Origin of the sequence: Paenibacillus etheri (assembly GCF_001012825.1) — a bacterium.
In the GTDB taxonomy this organism is placed as follows: Bacteria; Bacillota; Bacilli; order Paenibacillales; family Paenibacillaceae; genus Paenibacillus_AQ; species Paenibacillus_AQ etheri.
On record NZ_LCZJ02000026.1, the window covers coordinates 140,285 to 163,851 of the forward strand.

Here is a 23,567-nt window from a genome sequence, read left to right on the forward strand (position 1 = left end):
TTTATGGAATGCCGGGCATTGTGAAGTGTCCCGCATTCCCCTATACTTGTATGGATGCTTTTCTTAAAATATAAGAAACCATAGCTTCACGCTATTGTTTATGTCTTATATTTTTACGAGAAACGCTTATCGTCTTTAAAGGACGACAATGTCGTTTCTTCTTATTGTACTGGCTTTTTGTATTTATCTACAAGTTAAACGGAGTTGAGAGTATTTGAGCAAATTACAATTAATCGCTACTGCCCCTATGGGATTAGAAGCTGTAGTAGCGCGCGAATTAAACGAACTGGGTTATGAGACCACGGTCGAGAACGGTCGTGTATTGTTCAGTGGTGATTATATCGACATCTGTCGCTGTAATTTATGGCTGCGTACATCCGACCGCGTATTAGTGAAAATGGGCCAATTCCCGGCTAAAACCTTTGATGAATTATTTGAAGGTGTTAAAGCCCTTCCCTGGGAAGACTGGATACCAGAGAATGGAGAATTTCCGGTGGAAGGACGGTCCCATAAATCACAACTAACGAGTGTACCCGCTTGCCAAGGGATTGTCAAAAAAGCTATTGTCGAAAAGCTGAAGCTCTCCTACCATACGGACTGGTTTCCAGAGAACGGACCTCGTTATGTAATCGAAGTGATTTTGCTAAATGATATTGCGCTCATTACACTAGACACCACTGGACCTGCTCTTCACAAACGTGGATACCGCAGACAAGCAACGGAAGCGCCACTGAAGGAAACGATGGCTGCTGCGCTAATCCAGCTTAGCCGCTGGAATGGCCACCGACCGCTTTATGATCCGTGTTGTGGTTCGGGAACACTGTTGATCGAAGCTGCTATGATCGCTTGGAACATCGCACCGGGACTACGCCGCTCCTTCCCTTCGGAACATTGGCCAGTCATTCCTAAGTATCTGTGGGAAGAAGCTCGCGAAGAAGCTTTCGATGCCGTGCGAGACGATTATCCGTTGCAGCTAACTGGCACTGATATCGATCCTGCTGCCATAGAAATTGCTGAAGCCGCTGCTAAAAGCGCCGGCCTATCCGGAGAAATAACCTTCACCGTGATGGCTGCCGCCAAAGCAAGACCCCAAGGTGAATATGGTTGTATCATCACCAACCCGCCATATGGTGAACGGATCAGTAATGACAAAGAGGTTGAGAAGCTGACTCGCCAATTTGGTGAAATGATGTTATATCTACCGACTTGGTCATTCTTTGCGATTAGTCCTTATAAGGAATTCGAACAATATTACGGCCGTAAAGCGGACAAGCGTCGCAAGCTGTATAACGGACGTATTGAGTGTCAATATTATCAATACCTGGGTCCACTTCCACCTAGAAATCCAAAATGATTTGGAATTCAATTACGCCAAACATAAACGGACATCTACCTCGATAGAGGACGGTGTCCGTTTCTTCTTACATATTCAACTTCTGCGCTAGGAGGCTTTAATGTGTCACGAGATCCATTTACTAGGAGCAGTTCGTCCTTAACAGATACAATAATCACTATTGTCCGCTCCCGTTATATCGGTTATATCCTTTTTCTTGGCATTATGTTCGCAAAGCTAATGTTTCTTCACAGCGGGCTGCATGCCCCTAATATTGATATGAACCGTCTCGACAAGCTGATTGCTCTCGGTTCAGTTATGCTGTTGTCATTTTGGGTGCTATGGCTCCCCCGACGTGGACAAACCATAGCCCTGTCAATCATAAACGTGCTTCTGACACTACTTATTTATTCTGATATTGTTTACTACCGCTACTTTCAGGATTTCATCACCGTTCCTGTTCTGTTTCAAGCCGGACAGATGGATGCACTTGGCGGGAGTATCTTTGCACTGCTCCGTCCTTCTGATCTCTACTTGTTCGCGGATTGGCTTCTGTTTATGGTTTACGCCTTATGCATAGTGCTATTCCGCTGGAACACCGATACCAATAACAATAGGCAGCCTTCCTATTATGCTCGTACAAGTCATTTCCGTCCCTCTTCACGCTTAATGAGAGTGCTGAAACGGAGCGCTAACGGTGTCGTAGCATTGGTGTTAGGGTCCATTCTGACTTTTGGTCCTATCCACTCTTACGCCACTACGTGGGCCAAAGGTTTATTCACTGGTAACTGGTGGAGCTTGGCAATGTATAACGTTACAGGACTCATTGGATTTCACGGTTATGATATTTACTTGTATGCCAAAGATCATTCAGGCCTGCAGCCTGAGCTTTCACAAAAGGAAGCCAGCTCCATGAAGCTCTGGTTCAATGAACAGAATGCTGAGCAAAGTGCTCTTAACGACAGCTTCGGGAAATACAGCGGAAGTAATATCGTTGTTATTCAGGCCGAAGCTTTTATGAATTTTGTAGTAGGACGTTCAATCAATGGACAAGAGGTCACACCTAATTTGAACGCTCTAATCAAAGAGAACACCTACTTCAGTGATTACTATCATCAGACCTCACAAGGACGAACCTCCGATGCCGATTTCGCCTCGAATGGTTCGCTGTATCCGCTGGTCTCAGGCTCAGTATTTGTACGTTACCCGGATCATCAATTTGACACGCTACCTGCCATTTTAAAGTCAAAGGGCTACAGCACCAATGCTTTCCATGCGTATGAGGGAAGCTTCTGGAATCGGCAGATCATGTATAAGGCGATGGGGTATGATCATTTTTATAGTAAAAAAGACTTCAAGATCGACGAACCCCTAGGCTGGTCTTTGGGAGATAAATCGTTCCTGCGGCAGTCACTAAACATTATGGATTCTAAAGAATCGATACAGAAGCCTTTTTACTCTTTTTTGACTACACTATCTAGTCATCATCCTTATTCTCTCCCTGCGGACAAGCAAGGGCTTGAAACCGGCGAGTTTAAGGGCACCATCTTCGGAGATTATTTGCAGGCTGTTCACTATACGGATGAAGCTTTAGGGGAATTAGTGAGTGATATGAAACAGCGTGGGTTGTGGGATAATACGATTCTTGCCTTTTATGGGGATCATGATAACTCCATCCAAGAGACCTCTTATTACGAACAATTTCTTGGCAAAAGCCTAAGTAAGCTCGACATGCATCAAATCATGCACCAAGTTCCATTACTTATTCATCTACCGGGCACTAACGTCTCGATCGTTGATGCTAATCCGGCTGGTCAAATGGATCTCACACCTTCCTTACTCCATCTGCTGGGGATCTCTCGTGATCCTTATTATCTTATGGGTAATAACCTGTTCAGCGGTAAAGAGCGACTTGTGACACTGCGAACTGGTGCCTTTGCCGATGCAAAGAGATCCTATCTCCCAAGTGAAAATGGACAATTCGACAGTGGCACCTGTTATAGCCAGGGCAGCCGCGAAGCCATTGACGTTGCGGGGTGCAGCACCGGGTTCGAGACAAGCAAGCAACGACTGCAAATCTCGGACGATATCATGAAATACGATGGTATTAAAATGCTCCGAAAAGAAGAATCTACACCATAAAAATTCCGATCTATAAACAAAAAAGCCCTAAACTCCGTTATCAACACGGGTTTAGGACTTTTTAAGTTGATGGATAAGACCTCTGCATTATTTCTGAACGGCCGGTTGTTTGATAAAAGCTTCTACCTTCTTCAACACTTCTTCCTCTGTTGGAGCACTCACATAACGACCATTAACATAAACAAAGGCCCGTTTGCCGCACGGACCGCAGTACGACTTACAGCCGACCTTGATCTCTGCATCAGGCGCCATCTTTTGCAGTTTGGGTATAATACTCTTCAATTTCATGAAATTACATTCATCGCACACTTGTATATCGTTAGCCATGGAGCAACCCTTCTTTATGTCCGAAATTTAAGGCGAAATGTTTAGTGATCGCCGTGATTACCTTTAGACGGATTAGTAATGACAAAACCTTCTTCAGGAAGATACAAATAATCAACGACCACACCATCAAGGAGCGGTTGATTCGGATCAAGAATAACATCGATTTCTTTATCTGTCGAGACTACAACATCATTCTCATTAGGCGTGTCCAAATCCAGTCCGTAGTGAGCATGATCACCGTGAGCATGCGTAATCGCTACGCGAAGCTTCAACTCGCTGTTTCCTTCAAGTTCCATTTGTTTCTTTATCACTTTAGCCGCATTGCGGGTAATTTTGACCTTCATCTATCATCCATCTCCTAGTACTTAAATTAAATACTCAATTACCTATTTTAAAGGTAAATGACATCTAAAAGCAACTAAATTAGCGAATTAGACACACAATCCGAGGCAAACCACTCTTTACTGCCTCATTTCCCGACCTGAAGTGCCGGGTATTTCCGTCCCATCCGTGACACGAACCAGCCCATAAGGAGCATCGTCACTCCAATATCATCGACCGGCAAAAAAGGCATGAAATCCGGCAATACCCAATAGAGCAGCACTGGAATTGTGAATAACAGCTTGTCCCCTATTGCGACTTTAGGGGAGATTACATATCGCCAGGAACTACTGAAGATAGTAGACCATTGTTTCAGTGACAGCAGTTTTTTCAGTTTCATAGTGGCCCTCCTCCCAAGTAAAAAGGATACAGCCGCGGATAACGTGTAGTGACGACAGCGGCCATACCCTATGGTTTATGTTACGCAAGTTTACTGTAATTGTTTCATAATTATTTCACATTGGATAGTATCGTTCCCAAAATCAGACCCGTTTCTAGTGCCATATCTTCAAAATCTGTCAGTGGCAACGGATTTTTACCGATCCCCAGCTCCACTGTAAATCCAGGCTTGCGAAAGGTCTGAATGAACCAATCCTTATATCCAGCATCACTTCCAGTCAGCTCAACTGCCCGGTAACTGCTCGCAGCAGCCAGCTGCACGGCTAATTCACGGCTCTCGGGAGGCTCATACCCTCGATAATTCCAATAAATCTCTCCTCCTTGGCTATGCAGAGACACTGCAGCTTCGCCAGGCGCTTCCTCAGCCAGGGCGGCCAGAGCAGCTGCTTCAGGCTCACTAAGCGCCTCAGGACCACTGTAATCACGCGGAGAGGGCAGCATTACACCACGGCGTTCCCGTTCCTCTTCCCAATGAGCAGGGAATTGATCCCCGAGATCCACACCGCGTATATTAGCCTTCCAATGCCGGAAACTTCGCCGTCCCCCGTTCCATTTCATAAGGTCCGCATAATAAGGGTGGCCTGGCAAAACACCTTCCTGTACTAACTCCACGCCGTCAGGGTTAGCCATGGGTACAGCCCATAGGGTCCAGTTATTGTACCATTCTTCTGGACGATGACCATTCCATGCCAAACCTTTAGCATAAGCTGCTGCATACTCTTCTATGAACGACATCAGGCATGGCGAGGTCAACCATTCATTAGCATGTAGAGCCGCGTTAACATGCAGATGACGGGTTCCATTGCCTATTTTAAGCACATGAATTGGCTTGCCAAGCACACTGCTGCCAATTGGATGTGCTTGTATAAAAGGATATTGTGCTATCAGACTTCTGATATCGTTCTCAACATCAACCGGGCCATACTCTCCACGCAAGAATACTACTCGCTCCGGAATCGGAGGTGGAATGACGAGCACTTTTCCCGGTGTACAATAGCGCCCGGAGGTCACACCTGGATTAAGCTTCTCCAAATCATCTAAACTCACATTGAATAATGAGGTTATGTGTTCAAGATCGTCCCCTTCTTGCACCGCATACCTTTTACGTGGCGAGGACGGCAGAAATAAAACCTGTCCCGGATATAAATAAGACTGTCTCCCAACCCATGGATTACCTTGAATAACATGCTCAGGGGTTAATCCATGCAGGGCGGCAATTCGGCTTACGGTATCTCCCCTGCTTGCAATATATTGTCGCATTAGGTCTCATCCTCTCGGCCTTTAATTGCTGATACGGCAGATACAAAAATAGCAGCAAACAGCACTTAACTCTATTGTATGCAAGTGCCACTACCCTGCATGAAGGAGAAATGAATCACAAGAAGGAACAACGTTGTCACACTTAATAGATGGCAAGTGTTTCTCGTAGAAATATAAGGAATATTTATAGTTGCACAGCAAAATAATTATTATATTTCAAGAAAATAGACTGGGAAATGTGCTTCCCAGCCTATTTTTTCTTATACTCCGTGGAGTTTGTCCCTATTCAATTCAACATTGCTCTGTTTATAACGTGGATACTTGCCATACTACTGGGGTACGATTAATTTGTTCTCCGAGCCAGTCTCGTGCAATTCGCTGAAACATTTCAGCATCACCACTGCAGAAGAACTGATGAATTGGACTTTCGTCCCCGATGGACAGCTTGCCTTTATCATATAAAATCGTGCTGATCTCACGAGCTGTCTCATCTGCGGAACTGATCAGTTTGACTCCCGGTCCCATGGTCTCTCCAATAGGCTCAACAAGAAATGGATAATGAGTGCATCCTAAAATTAAAGTATCGATGTTATTATCTTTAATGCCTTCCAATGCCTGCTCTACAATTTCATAACTTTTCTCTGAGCGGAACATGCCTTGCTCAACGAGTGGGACAAGCGCTGGGCAGGCTTGACTTACAACCTCAACAAAAGGAGACAGCTGCTTCAGAGCGTTAGTATAAGCTCCACTGCCGATGGTTCCTATTGTACCGATCACGCCGACATGTCCGCTTTTGGTCGCGCTAATTGCAGCACGGGCTCCGGGATGAATCACCCCAATGACAGGGATAGAGACCTTAGCCGAGATATAATCGAGTGCCGCAGCTGTAGCGGTATTACAAGCGATAACAATCATTTTAGGATTAAACTGGATCAAATAATCAACAATTTGTTCTGTAAACAGTGTTACTTCCTCGGTCGAACGGGGTCCGTACGGAGCTCGGGCCGTATCTCCGAAATAAATGATCTTCTCCCGCGGGAGTTGCCTCATCACTTCCTTGACAACTGTTAGCCCTCCCACACCTGAGTCTAATATTGCAATAGCTTGCTGCACGAACACACCGCTTCCTTCTACTTGTTTTGTGTAGCTTATGTAAGCCGAAAACAAAATGTACCTGACTTTCAGCCCCAATTGCAGATAATACTCCTTTTATACTCTTAGTTCAAGCTAAGACTTTTACCATCATTTTACAGGTCCGTAAGAATGAAATAAAAAAGCCACCTTCCGCCCAATGCGAAAAAGCGGCTTTATTAAAAAGAATAAGTACTTTTTGACCGTAAAACTAAACACTCCATCCACTGTTTCATTATGCGATTTCGTTATTGCCCTTATCATCTGGCTGAACTTCTTCAAGACTAGCTTCTTCACTGCTAACTTCATCACTTACAGGCGATACCTCTAACTCCGTTACCTCTTCCAAAGTGGCCGCAGCTTCTTGAATAGTTTCTTCAGCAGCAATTCCACTTACAGCTACAGTAGCAGTATCTTCTTCTACAGTATTTGCACATGATTTGCTCCATTCGCGGACCTCATGTACCACATGACCTATAGAATCCTTAGCTTTGTCATATAGCTCAACGCTCTTGTCTCCTGCCTGCACGGCAATTTCCTGTACCTTTTCAATGCCAGCTGCTGTACCTTCGGCAATATCCTTACGCAGCTCTTTACCTGGCTTAGGCGCGAACAGAAGTGCTGTCACCGATCCAACCACACTTCCGACTAATGCTCCCCATAACAACCCTTTAGTGTCCTTTTTCATCGTTTCATCTCTCCTTTGGATTCATTGCTCCCCGCTCTACCGGGCTAATGCCTATATCTGCTATATCATAAGCAGCAGGAGTTTGTCTTGTGACTAATTATTACGACTTTTCAGAAGTTTTGTCTGTTACATTTTTGGGTGCTATAGCGTATCGGCAGCATTGTCCGCCTTCCGCCATACATTCACTTCGCGTAACCTTAGCATCAAGCAATTCCTCAAATAGGCTATGCTCGCATTGACAAGCTTTACGATACTGAGTAGCCACCTGGCGAATCGGGCAGTTGTATTCTCTTATGACATACGAACCATCCTCTTCACGGTTCCACTCCGCCATATATCCACCAGCGTTTTGGATCGACGATAACTCAGCTACTCGTTCTTCCAAATTCCGGCGTTCCATCATCGGTGCATACTGGGTGAGCATCCGGCGACGGCGTCCCTCAAATAATATATTAACAGCTTCCAATCCACTGCCATAATCCAATTCACGCAGAAGCTCCAAAGCCAAATTATGATAGCTTTTTGGAAAATACTCTTCGGACTTCTCCGTTAAAGAATACATATGTAAAGGCCGCCCCATCGCTTGCCGAACCACTTTTGTCTTGGCAAGTCCCTCCTGCTCCAGCTGAAGAACATGACGACGAACACCCATCTCTGTAATTCCCAACTCTTCTGCCAGCGCGCCGATGGTCAGTGGTCCTTTCGTCTTCAGGAGCGTCATAATCAAATGCCTTGTCGATCCGTTTTCCTGCCCCATCTTCATCATAAAGGAACCCCCTCTCTTTCACGGCTATCGCCTATTTTATATGATTCTATCTTATGCTATTATAGCGTTACACCGGACCCAAGTTCCTGATCCAAATAATTCCCTACTTCAACAGCAAACTGCTCTAGCACCTCTGAAAGGACTGGTGTGAGCGGGTGTAGTGCTTCTCTTTCCCAGGCAAAATAATCCTGCACGAGCGGCTTACGAAGTGCGACAAGCTCTATCAATCGCTCGTAGATCTCACTTTTACCTAGCACTTTTTCTTCATGTATGATAGAAATGATATCCTCATAACTTCCAGCATCACGCATAATAAAACCGTCAATCAGACAACTACCAACGTCCGTAACCACCTCTATCGCCAGATGAAGGCAGCGTTCCTGTATTAGTCCGGTTAAAGTATTGCCATCCCATGAAGCAGCCACAGTCCGAAGACCCGTGGTTATATCTGGGATTTGAGCAAGAATGGTTTCGATTTGTTTGCGGTTGACATAATACACAGTAATACCCCCATGTCGAAAATAGTTAGAGAAATCTGCATTATCCCTACTTACCGCGTTTGCCACGGCGTTTCAGCCAGAAGAACATAATGAAACATGCCGCAAGAAAAACGACCAAATAAGTTAACGCTTCCATCGGATACTCGAGCTCACGCATTTCTGTCACCGCTTCCGGTATAAAATGATGATGCTATTTAATCAGTAGATCGCTTAAATTACGTAATCCACAGCAATTGAAAGTTCTTTAACTTCATTAATATGAGCTATAACTTCCTTGTGCGCCGGATGAACCTGATAAGCCTGTAAATCATCTAGAGAAGCTACCACCGTAACTAGAGCAATATCAAAGGATCGATCAGAATGAATGATATCAGCACCCACTTCAATCGAAAGGAGCTGCGGGATTTTACCTTCCATATTTCGCAGTACGGCTACCGTTGCCGCAATGCTCTCTTCGGACCGGTCCTTCAATTTAAAAAACACAATATGCTTGATCATTCTATCTCGCTCCCTGTTGTAATATTGTAATTAGATATTAAAAATATATCATAAGCTTAAGCGTTCTGAAAGAAACTTAAGAAGTGATGACAGAAATAGCAGCATTAACCATTGCCGATGTACAGGAAAGTGTTGTAGTATATTTTTAAAAAATCGGAGGAATTATGCCTAGTAACCAACAAGAAACTCATAATATCCAGGCGTGGTCTCTGATCAACCGCAAATATCTTGGACAAGGCGTTCGTGTAAAAAGATTTCGCCGTCCAAAGCGTAGCCAGATTAGAAACCGTGTGTTACTTGCTGTATTGATGGCTAAGGATATCAAACTTTCACGACTCGCAGAAGATCTTGGTATATCCTCTCGCAGCGTAAGCGCCTGGGTATACGAAGGTCGTATCCCTTCCAACAATAACATTGACAAGACCTGCCGCCTACTCGGGTACCCGCCCCACATTTTGTTCAATGAAGCACTAATTCGTCAGAGTCCAATTGTATGTCAACCAACCCCTTCACGATTTATGAAGAGAAGTATTACCAGTTCACCACGCAGCAACGTGATTCTGACCGGCCTCTGTATGGTTTACGATTTTTCCGTAACCGATGTAAGTATTTGGATAGGCGTTCATCCCGGAACATTTCGAAAATGGTTGCACAGCAGCCATCTACCAACCCCTGCTCTGCAGGAAAAAGCCGAAGCCTTCTTCCGGATTCCACGCCATATTCTATTTGCAGACTGCGGAACGCTCTAATGTGATCCTATCTCAATAAGTTCAATGTAAGCCCTTCTTCCTTAATAAGGAGAAGGGTTTTTTGCCATATTTTTTTCTTGAAAAAGGGTCATACTATTGTGTAGGAACATTGTTCAGAACTTAAGAACGGAACAGGAGGCGTAAGATGAGACTTGATGGAATACTATCTGAAGGCTACACCGACACTTGGGATGTGGCCCCCGGTGTCATCGGACTACGAACCATGTTCGTAAATTGCGCATTCATCGGCCAGCCCAATTCGGACTGGATCATTGTAGATACGGGACTTAGCTCTTACACAAACAGAATTATAGAGTTTGCTAAGGAGAAGTATGAGAAACCTCCGGTGGCAATTATCCTGACTCATGGGCATTTTGACCATATCGGGGGCGTAAAAAAGCTTATTGAGGAATGGAATGTACCCGTGTATGCTCATCCACTAGAACTTCCTTATCTAACAGGTAAAGCGGATTATCCTCCAGCGGATCCGGCCGTAGGCGGCGGGCTGATGAGTATGGTGTCCTCATTATTTTCACATCATGGTATCGACCTTGGATCAGCCATACATCCGTTGCCAGAAGACAGAACCGTCCCTGGTGCAAAAGGCTGGAAATGGATCCATACTCCCGGTCATAGTCCCGGTCATATTTCTCTATTCAGACCAGAGGATAAGGTTCTGATTGCTGGTGACACCTTTCTTACAGTCAAACAAGAGTCCGTATTCGCAGTGGCTACTCAGCATCAGGTTGTGCACGGCCCACCCTCTTATTTCACGACGGACTGGGAAGACGCGGAAAAGTCGGTCCGCACTCTCGCACTGCTAGATCCTCATATCGTTCTCTCTGGACATGGGGTACCTATGGAAGGCGAAAAGTTGTCTGCTCAGCTTGCTCATTTATGCAAAAACTTCAAAGAAATGGCGCTACCGGGTCAAGGAAAGTTCGTTTGATTTCCTTGCTAATATAGACCTTAGGACGTATTGACGGGCAGCTCCCTGAGGATCTCTAAGTGTCTCCATATGGGTACCCGTCTTTATAATTTCCGTGTGCTCAAAATGCTGTTTTAAATCAGCTTCACTAAAAAAATGAGCATACTTTCCTGCTTTATATTCATAGGTCGCAGGTTCCAAACATGCTCCACAGCCGTAATTCGGATCCTCATCGGAAAAAGAAGTAAAATAAAGCAGACCTCCGGAATGGAGCTGTTCCAGACAATTTGTTAGCAACCTACGACGATCCTCAATAAGAAATAGATGTAACAAGTCATAGCAGTAGATAGCATCGACCTTTGTCTCGAGATTGCAGTCTAACACGGAACCGGAAATAAAAAAGCATGCGGGGTCCCACTCCGCCGCAATCGCAAGTGCGGCTCCGCTTAATTCAATACCAATGGTCTCAAATTCACTGGAGAACATCTTCGTATTCCGTCCATAACCTGCTCCTGGCACCAGTACAGACTTCACATTATGCTTACGAAAGATACCCTTTGCCTCCAAAGCCGTAGGGCTTGGATCAGTTCCCCAGATCATTCCTTCCTGAGCGAACCGCCGGTTCCAGTAATTGGACATTCGTCATCGCCTCACTTCGCTTTAATTGCCCACCACTCTATACCAATATTGATATATCTCCTTAAATCCGAGCTTGTCATACAAAGCCGAAGCACCAGCATTCGCTTGTACAACCTGCAAAAAAGCGGTTGTTGCTCCCTGCGTCTTGCCCCAGTGTAGCAATGCAAGCAGTAATTGTTTCGCCATACCATGTCTACGCTGATCGGTAGCAGTGATAATATCAAAGAGACCTATGTATCCGTTCTGAATAATGCCCAGACCACAAGCGGTAGGAACACCGTCATTAAACAAAAGAATATAACCCTGCTGCAAAAGAGAAGCGGATAACATTCTAGTTAATGTGCTCCGATTCGCAACAGACAGCTCAGCAAGCTCAGTGAAGGCATTTAGCCACTCTTCCGTCAAGTTCTCCTGAATCTGTACCTGAAATCGAAGTTCAGAAGCAGCTAATCCCTCCAGGTCTAGTATCCTTACAGATGATGGCTCGACGATTGTGTATCCACGATCTGCAAGAACCTCGTCCAGGTTCGCAGGCTGAATATATGGCGTCATTTTAAATACTGGCTTTAGTCCAGCATCCTTATAATACTGCTCAGCAAGCTTAATTTGGTCTGTAAGATCAGCATGAGAGCTTTCAGTACCATATAACGGATTGACCGAATTAGCCCTTTTCGTATAACCAGCTGCTGTGCGCAGAACCCAGCCATTCAGGAGAACACTTTGCTCTGCTGGCCAAGTATTAAGTGTGATTTCTTCAATCGATTTATACAAGTTATCTCCTCCTTATTAGCCACGTTCCCGCTGATTACGCATCGCTGGCAGCAGCTTCACTGCTTCATCAGCACGCGAAGTAAAATAGTCGTATTCGGGAGACTCCTTGCCATAAATGGCTATTTTCCCCTCAGTATTGTAATGAACACCCCAGCCGAAACGCTTCGGAAGTAGAGATGCTCGTAAGCATGGATGGTTTCTGGAAAATAGTTCGTTCCATATTTCTTCCCTCTTGGTCACACGATCTTCTAGCGGAATTTGTTTATGACGTACATGAACCTCGTACAGAAGTTCTTCATGATTGTATTTGTAAGGCCCATTCATAAGCAGCTCATATTGAATTACATGAGCAGGAGGGAGTGTACGGCAAGACATCGGGGGGATTCCCGTTTCCTCAGGACAATCTTCTGCTACCCGGACGAAAGTGTTTGTATAACTCATGTACATCACCTCTATTTTTAATTGAAATATATTCCTTCTATGATAATTCATAGTCCTATTATAAGCATAGCCGAATTTTATGAATTCCACTATAATTGCACGGCAAAAATCCGGAATCTCAATCTCCTGGATTCCGGATTTTTACCTGCTATTTCATACAGATTTTCTATTCCTCACCCGCTGCCGCAAGGAGTTCCTCAACTGGCCACGGAAGCGGATTATTAAACGTTGTCCAATCCTGTTTCAACTCATCTATCGTCAACAAACATCTATCCAATCTGGCTTCGATTTGTCCTCGATCCATACTTACACCGATAAACACGATTTCATTCATTCGATCGCCCCATTGATTATCCCATTTGGCCTTCATTTCAGGTTCGCTTTCCAGTACTTCGAGCTGCTGATCTTCAGGCATTGTAGCTAGCCAGTAACCGGCAGGTCCGAACTGAATTGAAGGTCCAGCCTGACTGATGGTAGCTGCAAGATCGCCCTCCGCGGCCACCCAAACCACCCCTTTTGCTCTTACAACCTCTTCCGGCCAATTGCTGAAGAAAAAGCTTAATCTTTGTGGATGGAAGGGTGTTCTCCGGCGATAGACGAAAGAAGATATCCCGTATTCCTCCGTCTCAGGCGTATGCGACTCCTTATTCAGCTCAGTGATCCAACCGGAGGACAAGCTTGTTTTTTCAAAATCAAACAATCCAGTATTAAGAATCTCCTTCGGATCTACCACTCCGTTAACCGTACGGATCAACTTGGCGGTCGGCTGAAGTTTACGAAGCACAGCTTCAAGCTTGTTGAGCTCTTCTTCTTCCAGCAGATCACATTTGTTAAGCAGCAACACATCACAAGTTTCAATCTGATCTATGAGCAAATCCACTATATCGCGAAAATCATCTTCGCCAGCCGTTTGACTACGATCCATCAGACTATCGCCAGAAGAGAAGTCATGCCAGAATCGGCCCGCATCCACAACGGTAACCATCGTGTCTAATAGAGCAAGAGAAGTTAGATCGATACCCAGCTCGGGGTTCGCATAAGTAAAGGTCTGTGCCACCGGCACAGGCTCGCTAATGCCAGAGGATTCGATCAGGATGTAATCAAACCGCCCTTCTACAGCCAGCTTTTGCACTTCGACAATCAAATCATCACGAAGCGTACAACAGATACAACCATTGGACATTTCAACTAATTTCTCTTCCGTTCTGGAAAGTACATTACCAGACTTCACCAGATTGGCGTCTACATTCACTTCACTCATGTCATTTACAATAACGGCTACTTTGAGCCCGTCACGATTGTGTAAGACATGATTCAACAGCGTTGTTTTTCCGGATCCTAAGTATCCACTTAGTACGGTAACGGGAATCTTTTTCATAAACCACACTCCTATATTTGTTAAAGCTCAAAATTTTAATACTACGGTTCTTACCGTGTTTCGCGATGTAATGTAACTTTTTTCAGACGTGGACAATATTTCTTCATTTCCATACGACCCGGATGATTTCGCTTATTCTTGGTAGTGGTATAGTTGCGATCTCCAGTCTCCGTACATGCCAAAGTAATGATTACTCTCATCGTTTCATCTCCTTTTTTAAATCGTAATAATTACGATTAACATATCGTACACGTTTTATTCACAATCTGTCAACTATGATCTTGTAAAAATTCCAACTCTCTTAATTTTGTGGTCTTTCTTGCGGACAAATCACGTATAGATGGAAATATAAAAATATGATTCTTGTAATTCCAAGAGAATCAGGCAGGAGTCGAGATCAATGAAGATACCAGTAATTATTTTGAGCGGGTTTCTGGGGAGCGGGAAGACAACTCTGCTGTTGTCCCTGCTGAAAGAGAGCAAGGTAAGAGGTCTGAACCCTGGCGTAGTCATGAATGAGCTGGGTAAGAGAGATGTAGACGGGTATATTCTGCAAGAGCACACGGGTACAACCGTCACTAAGCTGCTGGATGGATGCGTATGCTGTAGCCGTAAAGAGGATCTGGCAGATAGCCTGCTGGTACTGCTGAGAGGGCGCCCTGATGCTATTTATATCGAGCTTACTGGCGTCGCGAATCCAGAAGAAATTGCCAAAACACTACAAGAAACCGCTCTACAGGAAAGGGTCGAATTGCATTTTACGATTACCTTATTGGATGCAGAAAACGCCTTGGAATATAACAGCAGACTCTCCTCTGACAAACAACTGGTTCGTACCCTTCGCAAGCAGTTGTCCACCGCTGATCTCATTGTCGTTAATAAGAGCGATCTTGTGGAACCCGAAACCTTATGGCGAATTGAAAAGGGAGTTCGAAAGCAAAATTCAGAGGCTGAAATCGTATATACCCATTACAGCGAGATCAACCTTTCTCCGATATTATCAGGAATCATCCCACGTAAAATCATCGCCCCTGCGCCACAACGAGCACCTCAAACCTTTAAAGGCGCAACACTTAAGCAAATGAATTCAGAACAGGGAGCTACAGCTGTAAAAGAACGGCAAGAGGAGCCCCATGCTTCTTTTTCCCAAGTGACCGCCATCACGTTAACCATCCCGCAAGCAGGGACTACAATGCCTTCTAAAGAACGGATAGAGGCTTTCTTCCAAGAATGGGGTGACAACCTGCTCCGTGCCAAAGGGCATATCCTTTTGTCCGAACAGGAACCGGTTCAACTCGTCCAATATGCGGGAATGCGTACGAGCTGGGAGGCGTCACGTTACCCCGGAATGCCTTATGTGGTATTCATAGGGATAAATTTAGATGAGGAACTGCTGGCAGATCGGTGGAACGCCTTATTCGCACCTTGACTACCCTATCCCCATTAAAAATACTGCCGCTGCTTCTACCGATCTCATTCCTGATTATCGTTGGTTTTATATGGGTGCCAGAGCTACTAGATAACGCGTACATTGACACGTTCAAAATCGGCTTTATCGGGATTTTGCTGGAAGCCTTGCCGTTTGTGTTAGCAGGAGCTTTATTATCTTCGCTGCTTCGCGTCTTTATCCCGGATGAAATGATCTCCCGTTGGATTCCACGGCAGGCGCTTCCGGCCATTTTATTCGCTTGCCTGCTCGGAATTATTTTTCCGGTATGTGAATGCGGAATGATCCCTCTCGTCCGCCGACTAATCCATAAGGGGATGCCTGTCTACGTGGCGATCGTGTTTATTTTATCCGGACCGATCCTAAATCCAGTCGTCTATGGAGCAACACTTACGGCATTTCGCAACCACTCGGAACTGGCCTATGCCCGGATGGGTCTAGCTTTTGCAGTCGCCTGTATCATAGGCTTAATTATCTACGCAACAGTAAAAAAGTCCCCGATACGCCTAAGCGTTCAGCGCGAAACCGATAACACTCATCATAATAATTCTCGCGGAGGAAAGTTAGCCGCTGTCTTCGTGCATACCTCGGATGAGTTTTTTGAGATGGGAAAATACTTAATCATCGGCTGCCTTTTGACCGCTGGTATTCAGACGTTTATGGTTCAGGACAGTCTGGCTGCGATCGGAGATAAGCCGCTCGGGTCTTATTTTTTCATGATGGGACTGGCATTTGTGCTTTCGCTCTGTTCCACCTCAGATGCCTTTGTAGCCTCCACCTTTGTACATTCTTTTCCGGCAGGAGCACTGCTCGCTTTTATGGTATTTGGGCCGATGCTGGATTTCAAAAATTCATTGATGTTACTCTCACTGTTTAAGACCAAATTTGCGCTTTATTTGTTCTTTCTTATCTTTTCGAGCGTATTTATCGGAGCGGTCCTCATGTCCATATGGCTGTAAACATAGAGGTGGCAAGCAGCTGCTTACCGCATTGTTAGGAGGAAGAGCATGAATGACTCTCGAAGCATCCGATTTCACTATTTGTTAAGGGCGGTCATTCTGCTCGCCTTCGCTCTCTATATCGGGCATCTAGTGCAGCAGGACGCTTTGCATTATTATGTAGCGCCCAAGCTAGCACGCTGGGTTCAGTTATGTCCGATTCCTCTGACACTTATGGCGCTCAGCTTGGCCATTCAAGCCTTATTTGGTAAGGGAAGCGTGCTATGTGACTGCGAGCATCGGCTTCCACATTCCATATTTAAAAGCACAGCGCTCTATGGATTATTCCTGTTTCCACTGCTGCTTGGATTTGCACTTCCTGATCGTGCCTTGGGAAGTATGGCCGCTAGCAAAAAAGGGATTTCGTTCTCCTCATTACCATCAGAAACTAACAACGCTGTTAGATTCGAATCGATTGATCCTTATCATGAGGAGCTCACCGAGCTAGCTAAGATTCTATATGCGCAGCCTACTATCCCTGTGTATTCTGCTATTTTCTCTGAAACGCTAGGTGCTATTGACTTGTATAAACAGCAATTTGAAGGCAAAGAAATTTCCGTTTCCGGTTTTTTATATCGCGATGACAGCGAAATGCCAGAGAGTGCTTTTGCCATTGGCAGATTTCTGGTTCAGTGCTGCACCGCCGATGCTACTCCGTTTGGGATGTTGGTTGATTCCGGCAAACTAAAAAGCTTGCCCACCGATACCTGGATAGAGGTCCGGGGCAAGCTTCAAGTTGTGCAATACAAAGGCCAAGAAATGATGCAAATACGCGCAGAAGCAATTACACCTATCGCGCAACCAACAACACCATACATATACACGAGTGCTGACTCCATAACTGCATGGAAAGCTTTGCAGATTACGGCCAACCCTACTAAATAATTGCGTCCAGCTCATCTTCATCATTCACAGATCGGTTAGGGTTAAATACTTCAACCATTATACGGGCCGGTATACAGATGATTTGCTGCTTTGGCCTAGAAATAAACCCCATTTCCAAAGCGATTCGTAAAGGAGCGTCAGAATACGTCATTTGGATCCCGTAATCAAATACCTTTAAGGTATTGTGACCAAACTTCGTTTGAATATCTATAATTTGCTCTTCTTTAGTCAAAGAAACGGTCTTGTATTCCTTACCATCGACCGTTATTATAGCTTTCAAATCTCCTTGTTGATACTGTTCATTGTGGGTGTCCCACCACTTAATTCCGTAAATCAAACCGGCTGCGAATAGAGCTAAAAAAATAATTACAAAATCGCCACGCTTCATCTTTAACAAGGTATGGACCCTTTCATCGACAACATATTCGTAATAATTACGTCAATGATACTCCTCATCCTTAACGAATCCGAGTAGACCCATCTTTTAATACCCTGTCGAGCTCCTTTATCGAGATAGGCTTGGAAATGAAATCCTGCATTCCTGCACTCAGACACATCTCTCTATCTTCATTTCTGGCAAAGGCAGTGGCCGCAATAATAATAGGATACAACCCCAGCTTCTCACGTATGATTCCCGTTGCTTCAATCCCGTCCATAATAGGCATCTGAACATCCATAAATACAAGATCATAATCCTTGGACAGCACAGCTCGAACCGCTTCCTCGCCATTAGATGCAATGTCAGGGACGTATCCCCTCTTCTTCAGATAAGCCTGCATCAGTTGCTGATTCACAGGATGATCTTCAGCGATGAGAATGGACATCGGTCCATATTCTCCCTTATCAGATGCTTTGGCGTTAGGTTTATTGCTTTTGTCTGCATCCACTGAAGGGTGAAGTGTAACCTTCTGATTCCATTCCTCTTTCGGCAAAGAGACCTCCACTGTGAAAAAGAACTCTGAGCCATGTTCCTCACAACTCCTCACACCAATCGTTCCTCCGAGCAGCTCCACCAGCTTTTTGCTAATGGCCAGTCCAAGTCCTGTTCCGCCATATTTACGATTGATGGAAGGATGCAATTGCGAAAACGACTGGAACAATAACCCTTGGCTGGCAACCGGGATCCCCAGACCTGTATCTTTAACTATAAATTTAACGATAATATTTCCTGACTTTTGTGATGCTTCCAGGCTGGCAGAAATACTGATTTCACCTGTCTCTGTAAATTTCACCGCATTCCCGACTAAGTTCACAAGAATTTGGCGCAATCTCGCCTCATCCGTCACAATGACAAATGGAAGATCAGGTGCAATATCGATAGTCAATAACAACCCTTTCTCTTTGACCTTCGGATAGAATAGCTCACTAACGTTCTGAATCACTTCACGCAAATCCACCATTTGCAGTTCAAGGGTCATCATGCCTGCTTCAATTTTGCTGAAATCCAGGACTTCATTCAAAATATGAAGCAATGCTTCTCCACTACTGTTAATGATTTGCGTGTAGTAGCTCTGTTCTTCATTCAGCTCTGTACCTGAGAGCAAGTCTGCCATTCCTATAATGCCGTTCATAGGCGTACGCAGCTCATGACTCATGATCGCTAGAAACTCCGATTTAGCCCGATCCGCTTCCTCAGCAGACTCCTTAGCTCGCACAATCTCCTTCTCTTCTGTGATATCTCGGAAAACCACTACAGCCCCGATCCGCTCTTCTCCATCAAAAAGAGGAGTCATGCGATATCTGACCAAAAAGCTGGAACCATCTTGCCTCCAAAACACACCCTCCTTCTCTTCGAAAGAACGATTATTTAAGTGCGAGGGAATCAGCGTCTTCTGAATGCCCAAGAATGGCTCATTATCCAGCCAAGTCTGATGAATCGCATGGAATTTGCTGTTCAACCATTCCGTTGGATCGTATCCTAGCATAGTAATGGCCGCTGGATTGATGAACATCGTATCCCCTTCAAGGTTCATACCAAATATACCTTCAGATACCGAATTCAATATTAAAGCATGCTCGTTACTTAACTTCTCTATTTCTTCAAAATGCCGCGCCCGTTCCGCAATGTCCCGGGTTACGCACACCAGCTCCAGCCCTCCAAAGGTCTCCGAGTAGATGTATCGAAGTGTTGTCTCCGTCCAAATGTAAGTTCCATCTTTGCATAGAAACCGAAAGGTCACAGGCTCAAGCTTCTTCCCTTCCATACAACTGCTAAGATAGGACACCACCTTCTCCTTGTCCTCAGGATGTATGTAATCTATACCTCTCGTTTCGTACATTTCTTCCGGCGTATAGCCGAACATAGTCTGGCAAATAGGTGATGCATACAAATAGGTGAGATGTCCGTCCGCTGTATTTCGTGAAATGAAATCCATTGAATTTTCCGAAAGGAGACGGTAATTCTGCTCACTGTCACGCAGCTGTTCCTCCATTCGATAACGTTCGGTCACATTCTGGGCTATTCCGCTGATCTGTAGTACTCTTCCTTCTTCATCTTTAAGCACTTCCCAGTGCGCATCCAGAAATTTCAATATCCCATCCGCACTCTTAATTCGAACCATAGCTTCGCCATTCGTCCCATTCGCAATAGATTGACGAACTAGCTTTTCAAGTCTTGTGAAATCATCTGGATCAATACAGGAAAGAACACGTTTGTAATCAAAATAGGAATGACTGTTGTCGTCCAGTGAAAAACCGAAAATGTTACGCATCTCTCTCGAAACCGTCAACCGCTTTTTATTCGCATCCCATTCCCAAGATCCCATTTGTGCAAGATATTGGGCTTTCGCCAGCATATCCTCATATTTCTTACGCTGCGTAATATCACGGCCGATGGTTAATATCTGCTTGATTTGCCCTTGCTCATCACGTACCACCTGTGAACTGCTCTCGATCCACAAATAATGTCCGTCCTTATGCCGGGCTCTTCGTGTATATACTTCCGTATCTGAATAGAGCTTTCCGTGTTCGGTCATCTCTATGGCGTCATCTACGTGATAATACTCAGGTCTTTTCGTGCCTATCATTTCATCGGGAGGATATCCCAGTAACAACTCCACTGAAGGAGAAACGTAGTGCAGTGTACCGTCCGGTTCGCCAAAAGAGAGCATATCCGGCGTATTTTGTGTGATCAAATTATATAAATGTTGGTCTTCCTGAATCTTATCCTCAGCAAGCTTCCGGTCTGTAATATCCGTTAGTTCTGAGATCAAGACAAGAGGTTCACTAGAATTCTCCTGAAGAATCAGAAATATATGTTGTGCTACCCAGATCATCCCGCCATCCTTACATAAGAACCGTCTTTCTAACTCAATAGCGGTCCCAGGATCTGTCAAGAGATTATTCAAGATAACGTAATGATCATCATTCGTCTTATCGTCTGGGTAAATAAGATCTAAATAGTGCATATTCAAGAGCTCTTCTTCAGAATAACCAAACATATGGCAAAGCGCGGGATTGGATTGAATCAAGGTTCCTTCCTTGGGAGAGACTACAGCAACCCCTTTAGAAGACCGTAAGTATAGTTGCTTAAAAAGAAATTCAGACACCTGTGCAGCCTCCTCTTTTGAGATGGGGACAAATTTATTACAATCTCGTAATCTATTCCAGTATACCTTTTTTTCGGGAATTAAGCTTGATAGCTGAGTCCTAAATGATAGGTTGGTATAAATCAAAGGGATTGCGCGTTAGCGTCATAGACAAAAAAATAAACAGCAAGTCCCGAGCGATCGGGTAGCATGCTGTTAGTACATATTACAAGTTAAAAGGACTATTCTCTTATTAAATTCTCTTGTTGAAGCTTCCTTATTTTCTTACGGATAGGTGCGCCAGCTCTTAAAAAAACAAGTCCTAAAAGGATTAAAAGCCCGCCTAGAATAACGTTTACCAAACTAATGCTACTGGATGAATTGAAATAATTCGTTACCCCAATGAGAATGTTTGCTAGACCTACAATGAACTCTAACCACATTACAGAATTCCATAGTGTATTGATTCGCTTAAAGTGTTTTATTTTGGATTCCAAATCCGTGTAGATATCAAAAGCACCTTCAGATGACTTTTTTCTAAGAAAAATCCAACGAACATAGCTACTAACACATTCCACTCCATTTTCCTCTAAAAACCTGATGTAAGCGATGCTCTCCGGATGAGTAGGCACATTATCTAAAAGCTCAATCCTATACGTATACTCATTCTTAGGTGTTTCAGTAAACACATATTTGCACCACGAGTAGTGTGTAAGGGCCATCCCTTTGGCAGACATTTCATTAAGCCACTGTTCTTCCTTCTCAAAATCCCAAAACAGCTTGCGAACCACATGTATCATTTGGACTCACCTCCAGCTATTCTCTTCCCATTGGCAATCAGCTCTCCCAACCGGATAAGCTCCCCCTGAATTACCGTCTTCCCTAATTCAGTAATTTCGTATTCCTTTCTTCGAGAGCCTTCTTCCCCCTCTACAGCTCTTATCCAGTTTTTCTCAAGCAAGGTGTTGATAGCTCCGTATAAAGTCCCCGCTCCAAGATCCACACGACCATGACTTAAATCCTTCACATTTTGCATAATTGCGTATCCGTGCATTGCGGTGTATAGAGACAATAAAATGTAAAACACAGCTTCCGTTAAGGCTCCTCTTTCTGAGCTTTCAGGCATGATTCCACCCCCCTTCTATTACTGTTAGCGATATATCGGTTACCGTAATATCATTATTACGGAAGCCGATATAATTGTCAATACAAAAACACCCATTTTTTTGTATTCGATTTGATCATGTGCGTGACAAAAAACGCCTATGCACATAGTTATAGACGTTTCAAACTAATACATAAAATGGTATCTTAATAGTGAAAATATGATCGAAAAAATATAAAAAAAAACGAAAATTTTCATACATTGCTTGTAGACTGGATTGATTGCATTTAAATACAAACAGAAAGGTTCGTTATAACATGAAAAAATCAGAACATCAATTACGTGTTACACCAAAAATTTGGATTGGACTACTCATCGCAGTCGGATATCTATGCATTATTCTTCCAATCCAAAAATTATCTGGCATTCCTTATCAAGATTTCGGTGCATCAGCGGATAACTTGTACCGTTCAGCCATCATGTCTATGACCGCGGGTGCTGTAGCACTTATTATTGTAACCTCCCTGCTCGGTTGGTGGCAGCCTGCATTATTCGACAATACACAGCAACGTTGGACCTATAAATGGCCGATCATTGCTCCGTTATTTTTGCTACTTGGCGCAATCGCCAATCTTTTTTTAACGGACTTTAGTAAATTTGACGCCAAATTTATTCTTATTCTGATTCTGTTTGGGTTGCTAGTAGGTTTCTGTGAAGAAATCACTTATCGCGGCTTACTATTGACATCATTACGTTCTAAGGTATCCGAGGGATGGGTATGTATTCTGACTAGTATAATATTTGGTCTCATTCACGGCTCGAACATCGTGCTTGGTCAAGATATTTCAACAACCATCAGTCAATTTTTCTTTGCTGCCCTTATGGGATTTAGCTTATATATTGTCCCTAATCTGGGCGATGTTACTGCATGGACTTTGGGATGTCTCAGTGTTCATGTCAGATTATTCTTCTGCCGACAGCAGTGGCTTAGGTGGTTTGAGTATAATGATTGCCGCCCCGCTAAGTATTATCTTCTTGTTCATCGTGTTCCGTAAAATAAAAAAAGCTGAAGCTAACTGAGCGAATTAATCTCTACTAAAAAGGCTGGAACAAGGTACGCCCAAAATGCAAAAAACTCCTGAATCTCCCTATAAGGAAGTTCAAGAGCTCTTTCATTGTTAATTGATGCGGTCGAGAGGACTCGAACCTCCACGATATTGCTACCACACGGACCTGAACCGTGCGCGTCTGCCAATTCCGCCACGACCGCACAT

The 23,567-nt window shown here is 44.3% G+C and carries 26 protein-coding genes and 1 tRNA gene; 8 read left to right on the top strand and 19 right to left on the bottom strand.

The window, feature by feature from the left end:
• The first annotated feature begins 214 nt into the window (after nucleotides 1-214).
• Nucleotides 215-1,354 (top strand): THUMP domain-containing class I SAM-dependent RNA methyltransferase, encoded by a 1,140-nt coding sequence (locus tag UQ64_RS15745; RefSeq protein WP_042126269.1) that lies wholly within the window; start codon nucleotides 215-217, stop codon nucleotides 1,352-1,354.
• Nucleotides 1,355-1,456: 102 nt separating this feature from the next.
• Nucleotides 1,457-3,475, top strand: a complete 2,019-nt coding sequence (locus UQ64_RS15750; protein ID WP_060624398.1) for an LTA synthase family protein — start codon at nucleotides 1,457-1,459, stop codon at nucleotides 3,473-3,475.
• 87 nt (nucleotides 3,476-3,562) lie between these two features.
• Here the strand turns inward: UQ64_RS15750 and UQ64_RS15755 are convergent, their stop codons facing one another.
• The 9 genes from UQ64_RS15755 to UQ64_RS15795 form a co-directional block, all read right to left on the bottom strand.
• On the bottom strand, nucleotides 3,563-3,802 hold the full coding sequence (locus tag UQ64_RS15755; RefSeq protein ID WP_042126265.1) for a YuzB family protein: 240 nt from the start codon (nucleotides 3,800-3,802) through the stop codon (nucleotides 3,563-3,565).
• Between the two features lie 41 nt (nucleotides 3,803-3,843).
• Nucleotides 3,844-4,146 (bottom strand): HesB/IscA family protein, encoded by a 303-nt coding sequence (locus UQ64_RS15760; RefSeq protein WP_042126263.1) that lies wholly within the window; start codon nucleotides 4,144-4,146, stop codon nucleotides 3,844-3,846.
• 125 nt (nucleotides 4,147-4,271) lie between these two features.
• Nucleotides 4,272-4,523 carry a hypothetical protein gene (locus UQ64_RS15765; protein WP_060624399.1) on the bottom strand — a complete coding sequence of 84 codons (252 nt, stop codon included), beginning with the start codon at nucleotides 4,521-4,523 and terminating at the stop codon, nucleotides 4,272-4,274.
• A 110-nt stretch (nucleotides 4,524-4,633) separates the two neighbouring features.
• Nucleotides 4,634-5,842, bottom strand: a complete 1,209-nt coding sequence (locus tag UQ64_RS15770) for a M14 family metallopeptidase (protein WP_060624400.1) — start codon at nucleotides 5,840-5,842, stop codon at nucleotides 4,634-4,636.
• Nucleotides 5,843-6,148: 306 nt separating this feature from the next.
• Entirely contained in the window at nucleotides 6,149-6,955 is an 807-nt protein-coding gene (gene racE, locus UQ64_RS15775; RefSeq protein ID WP_060624758.1) for a glutamate racemase, read from the bottom strand.
• Nucleotides 6,956-7,208: 253 nt separating this feature from the next.
• Entirely contained in the window at nucleotides 7,209-7,661 is a 453-nt protein-coding gene (locus UQ64_RS15780; RefSeq protein WP_060624401.1) for a YtxH domain-containing protein, read from the bottom strand.
• 100 nt (nucleotides 7,662-7,761) lie between these two features.
• Nucleotides 7,762-8,427, bottom strand: coding sequence for a helix-turn-helix transcriptional regulator (locus UQ64_RS15785; protein ID WP_060624402.1), 666 nt, complete (start codon nucleotides 8,425-8,427; stop codon nucleotides 7,762-7,764).
• Between the two features lie 59 nt (nucleotides 8,428-8,486).
• The gene (locus UQ64_RS15790) at nucleotides 8,487-8,927 is read right to left on the bottom strand and encodes a DUF86 domain-containing protein (RefSeq protein WP_060624403.1); all 441 of its coding nucleotides are present in this window, start codon (nucleotides 8,925-8,927) and stop codon (nucleotides 8,487-8,489) included.
• Between the two features lie 210 nt (nucleotides 8,928-9,137).
• Nucleotides 9,138-9,425 carry a Dabb family protein gene (locus tag UQ64_RS15795; protein WP_060624404.1) on the bottom strand — a complete coding sequence of 96 codons (288 nt, stop codon included), beginning with the start codon at nucleotides 9,423-9,425 and terminating at the stop codon, nucleotides 9,138-9,140.
• A gap of 164 nt (nucleotides 9,426-9,589) precedes the next feature.
• Here UQ64_RS15795 and UQ64_RS15800 point away from each other — a divergent pair, with 164 nt between their 5' ends.
• Nucleotides 9,590-10,174 (top strand): helix-turn-helix domain-containing protein, encoded by a 585-nt coding sequence (locus UQ64_RS15800; RefSeq protein WP_042186785.1) that lies wholly within the window; start codon nucleotides 9,590-9,592, stop codon nucleotides 10,172-10,174.
• Between the two features lie 145 nt (nucleotides 10,175-10,319).
• A complete protein-coding gene (locus tag UQ64_RS15805) occupies nucleotides 10,320-11,123 on the top strand; it encodes an MBL fold metallo-hydrolase (RefSeq protein WP_060624405.1) in 804 nt (267 codons plus the stop codon).
• Here UQ64_RS15805 and UQ64_RS15810 read toward each other — a convergent pair.
• The 5 genes from UQ64_RS15810 to rpmG form a co-directional block, all read right to left on the bottom strand.
• Entirely contained in the window at nucleotides 11,097-11,741 is a 645-nt protein-coding gene (locus UQ64_RS15810) for a class I SAM-dependent methyltransferase (RefSeq protein ID WP_060624406.1), read from the bottom strand. The genes UQ64_RS15805 and UQ64_RS15810 overlap by 27 nt on opposite strands.
• Before the next feature lie 21 nt (nucleotides 11,742-11,762).
• Nucleotides 11,763-12,512 carry a GNAT family N-acetyltransferase gene (locus tag UQ64_RS15815; RefSeq protein WP_060624407.1) on the bottom strand — a complete coding sequence of 250 codons (750 nt, stop codon included), beginning with the start codon at nucleotides 12,510-12,512 and terminating at the stop codon, nucleotides 11,763-11,765.
• Nucleotides 12,513-12,527: 15 nt separating this feature from the next.
• A complete protein-coding gene (locus UQ64_RS15820) occupies nucleotides 12,528-12,953 on the bottom strand; it encodes a DUF6157 family protein (protein WP_060624408.1) in 426 nt (141 codons plus the stop codon).
• A 166-nt stretch (nucleotides 12,954-13,119) separates the two neighbouring features.
• Nucleotides 13,120-14,331, bottom strand: coding sequence for a GTP-binding protein (locus UQ64_RS15825; RefSeq protein ID WP_060624409.1), 1,212 nt, complete (start codon nucleotides 14,329-14,331; stop codon nucleotides 13,120-13,122).
• A gap of 50 nt (nucleotides 14,332-14,381) precedes the next feature.
• Nucleotides 14,382-14,531 (bottom strand): 50S ribosomal protein L33, encoded by a 150-nt coding sequence (rpmG, locus tag UQ64_RS15830; RefSeq protein WP_060624410.1) that lies wholly within the window; start codon nucleotides 14,529-14,531, stop codon nucleotides 14,382-14,384.
• A gap of 200 nt (nucleotides 14,532-14,731) precedes the next feature.
• Here rpmG and UQ64_RS15835 point away from each other — a divergent pair, with 200 nt between their 5' ends.
• Genes UQ64_RS15835 through UQ64_RS15845 form a run of 3 tightly spaced genes read left to right on the top strand, consistent with a single transcriptional unit; the run spans nucleotide 14,732 to nucleotide 17,661 of the window.
• Nucleotides 14,732-15,760 (top strand): CobW family GTP-binding protein, encoded by a 1,029-nt coding sequence (locus UQ64_RS15835; RefSeq protein ID WP_060624411.1) that lies wholly within the window; start codon nucleotides 14,732-14,734, stop codon nucleotides 15,758-15,760.
• Nucleotides 15,736-16,737: a permease gene (locus tag UQ64_RS15840; RefSeq protein ID WP_425339598.1), complete on the top strand. Its 1,002-nt coding sequence runs from the start codon at nucleotides 15,736-15,738 to the stop codon at nucleotides 16,735-16,737. The genes UQ64_RS15835 and UQ64_RS15840 overlap by 25 nt, the downstream gene beginning before the upstream one ends.
• Before the next feature lie 48 nt (nucleotides 16,738-16,785).
• On the top strand, nucleotides 16,786-17,661 hold the full coding sequence (locus tag UQ64_RS15845) for a TIGR03943 family putative permease subunit (RefSeq protein WP_060624412.1): 876 nt from the start codon (nucleotides 16,786-16,788) through the stop codon (nucleotides 17,659-17,661).
• Here UQ64_RS15845 and UQ64_RS15850 read toward each other — a convergent pair.
• The 4 genes from UQ64_RS15850 to UQ64_RS15865 all read right to left on the bottom strand — a co-directional run bounded on the left by UQ64_RS15850 (nucleotide 17,654) and on the right by UQ64_RS15865 (nucleotide 22,314).
• A complete protein-coding gene (locus UQ64_RS15850) occupies nucleotides 17,654-18,049 on the bottom strand; it encodes a NusG domain II-containing protein (protein ID WP_245238017.1) in 396 nt (131 codons plus the stop codon). The genes UQ64_RS15845 and UQ64_RS15850 overlap by 8 nt on opposite strands.
• Nucleotides 18,050-18,119: 70 nt before the next feature.
• Entirely contained in the window at nucleotides 18,120-21,209 is a 3,090-nt protein-coding gene (locus UQ64_RS15855) for a PAS domain-containing hybrid sensor histidine kinase/response regulator (RefSeq protein WP_060624414.1), read from the bottom strand.
• A gap of 221 nt (nucleotides 21,210-21,430) precedes the next feature.
• Nucleotides 21,431-21,988, bottom strand: a complete 558-nt coding sequence (locus UQ64_RS15860) for a DUF2812 domain-containing protein (protein WP_060624415.1) — start codon at nucleotides 21,986-21,988, stop codon at nucleotides 21,431-21,433.
• Nucleotides 21,985-22,314: a PadR family transcriptional regulator gene (locus tag UQ64_RS15865; RefSeq protein WP_060624416.1), complete on the bottom strand. Its 330-nt coding sequence runs from the start codon at nucleotides 22,312-22,314 to the stop codon at nucleotides 21,985-21,987. The genes UQ64_RS15860 and UQ64_RS15865 overlap by 4 nt, the downstream gene beginning before the upstream one ends.
• 296 nt (nucleotides 22,315-22,610) lie before the next feature.
• Between UQ64_RS15865 and UQ64_RS15870 the strand changes: the two genes are divergently transcribed.
• A complete protein-coding gene (locus UQ64_RS15870; protein WP_060624417.1) occupies nucleotides 22,611-23,348 on the top strand; it encodes a CPBP family intramembrane glutamic endopeptidase in 738 nt (245 codons plus the stop codon).
• A gap of 131 nt (nucleotides 23,349-23,479) precedes the next feature.
• Here UQ64_RS15870 and UQ64_RS15875 read toward each other — a convergent pair.
• Nucleotides 23,480-23,563, bottom strand: a tRNA-Leu gene (locus UQ64_RS15875).
• Nucleotides 23,564-23,567: the final 4 nt, after the last annotated feature.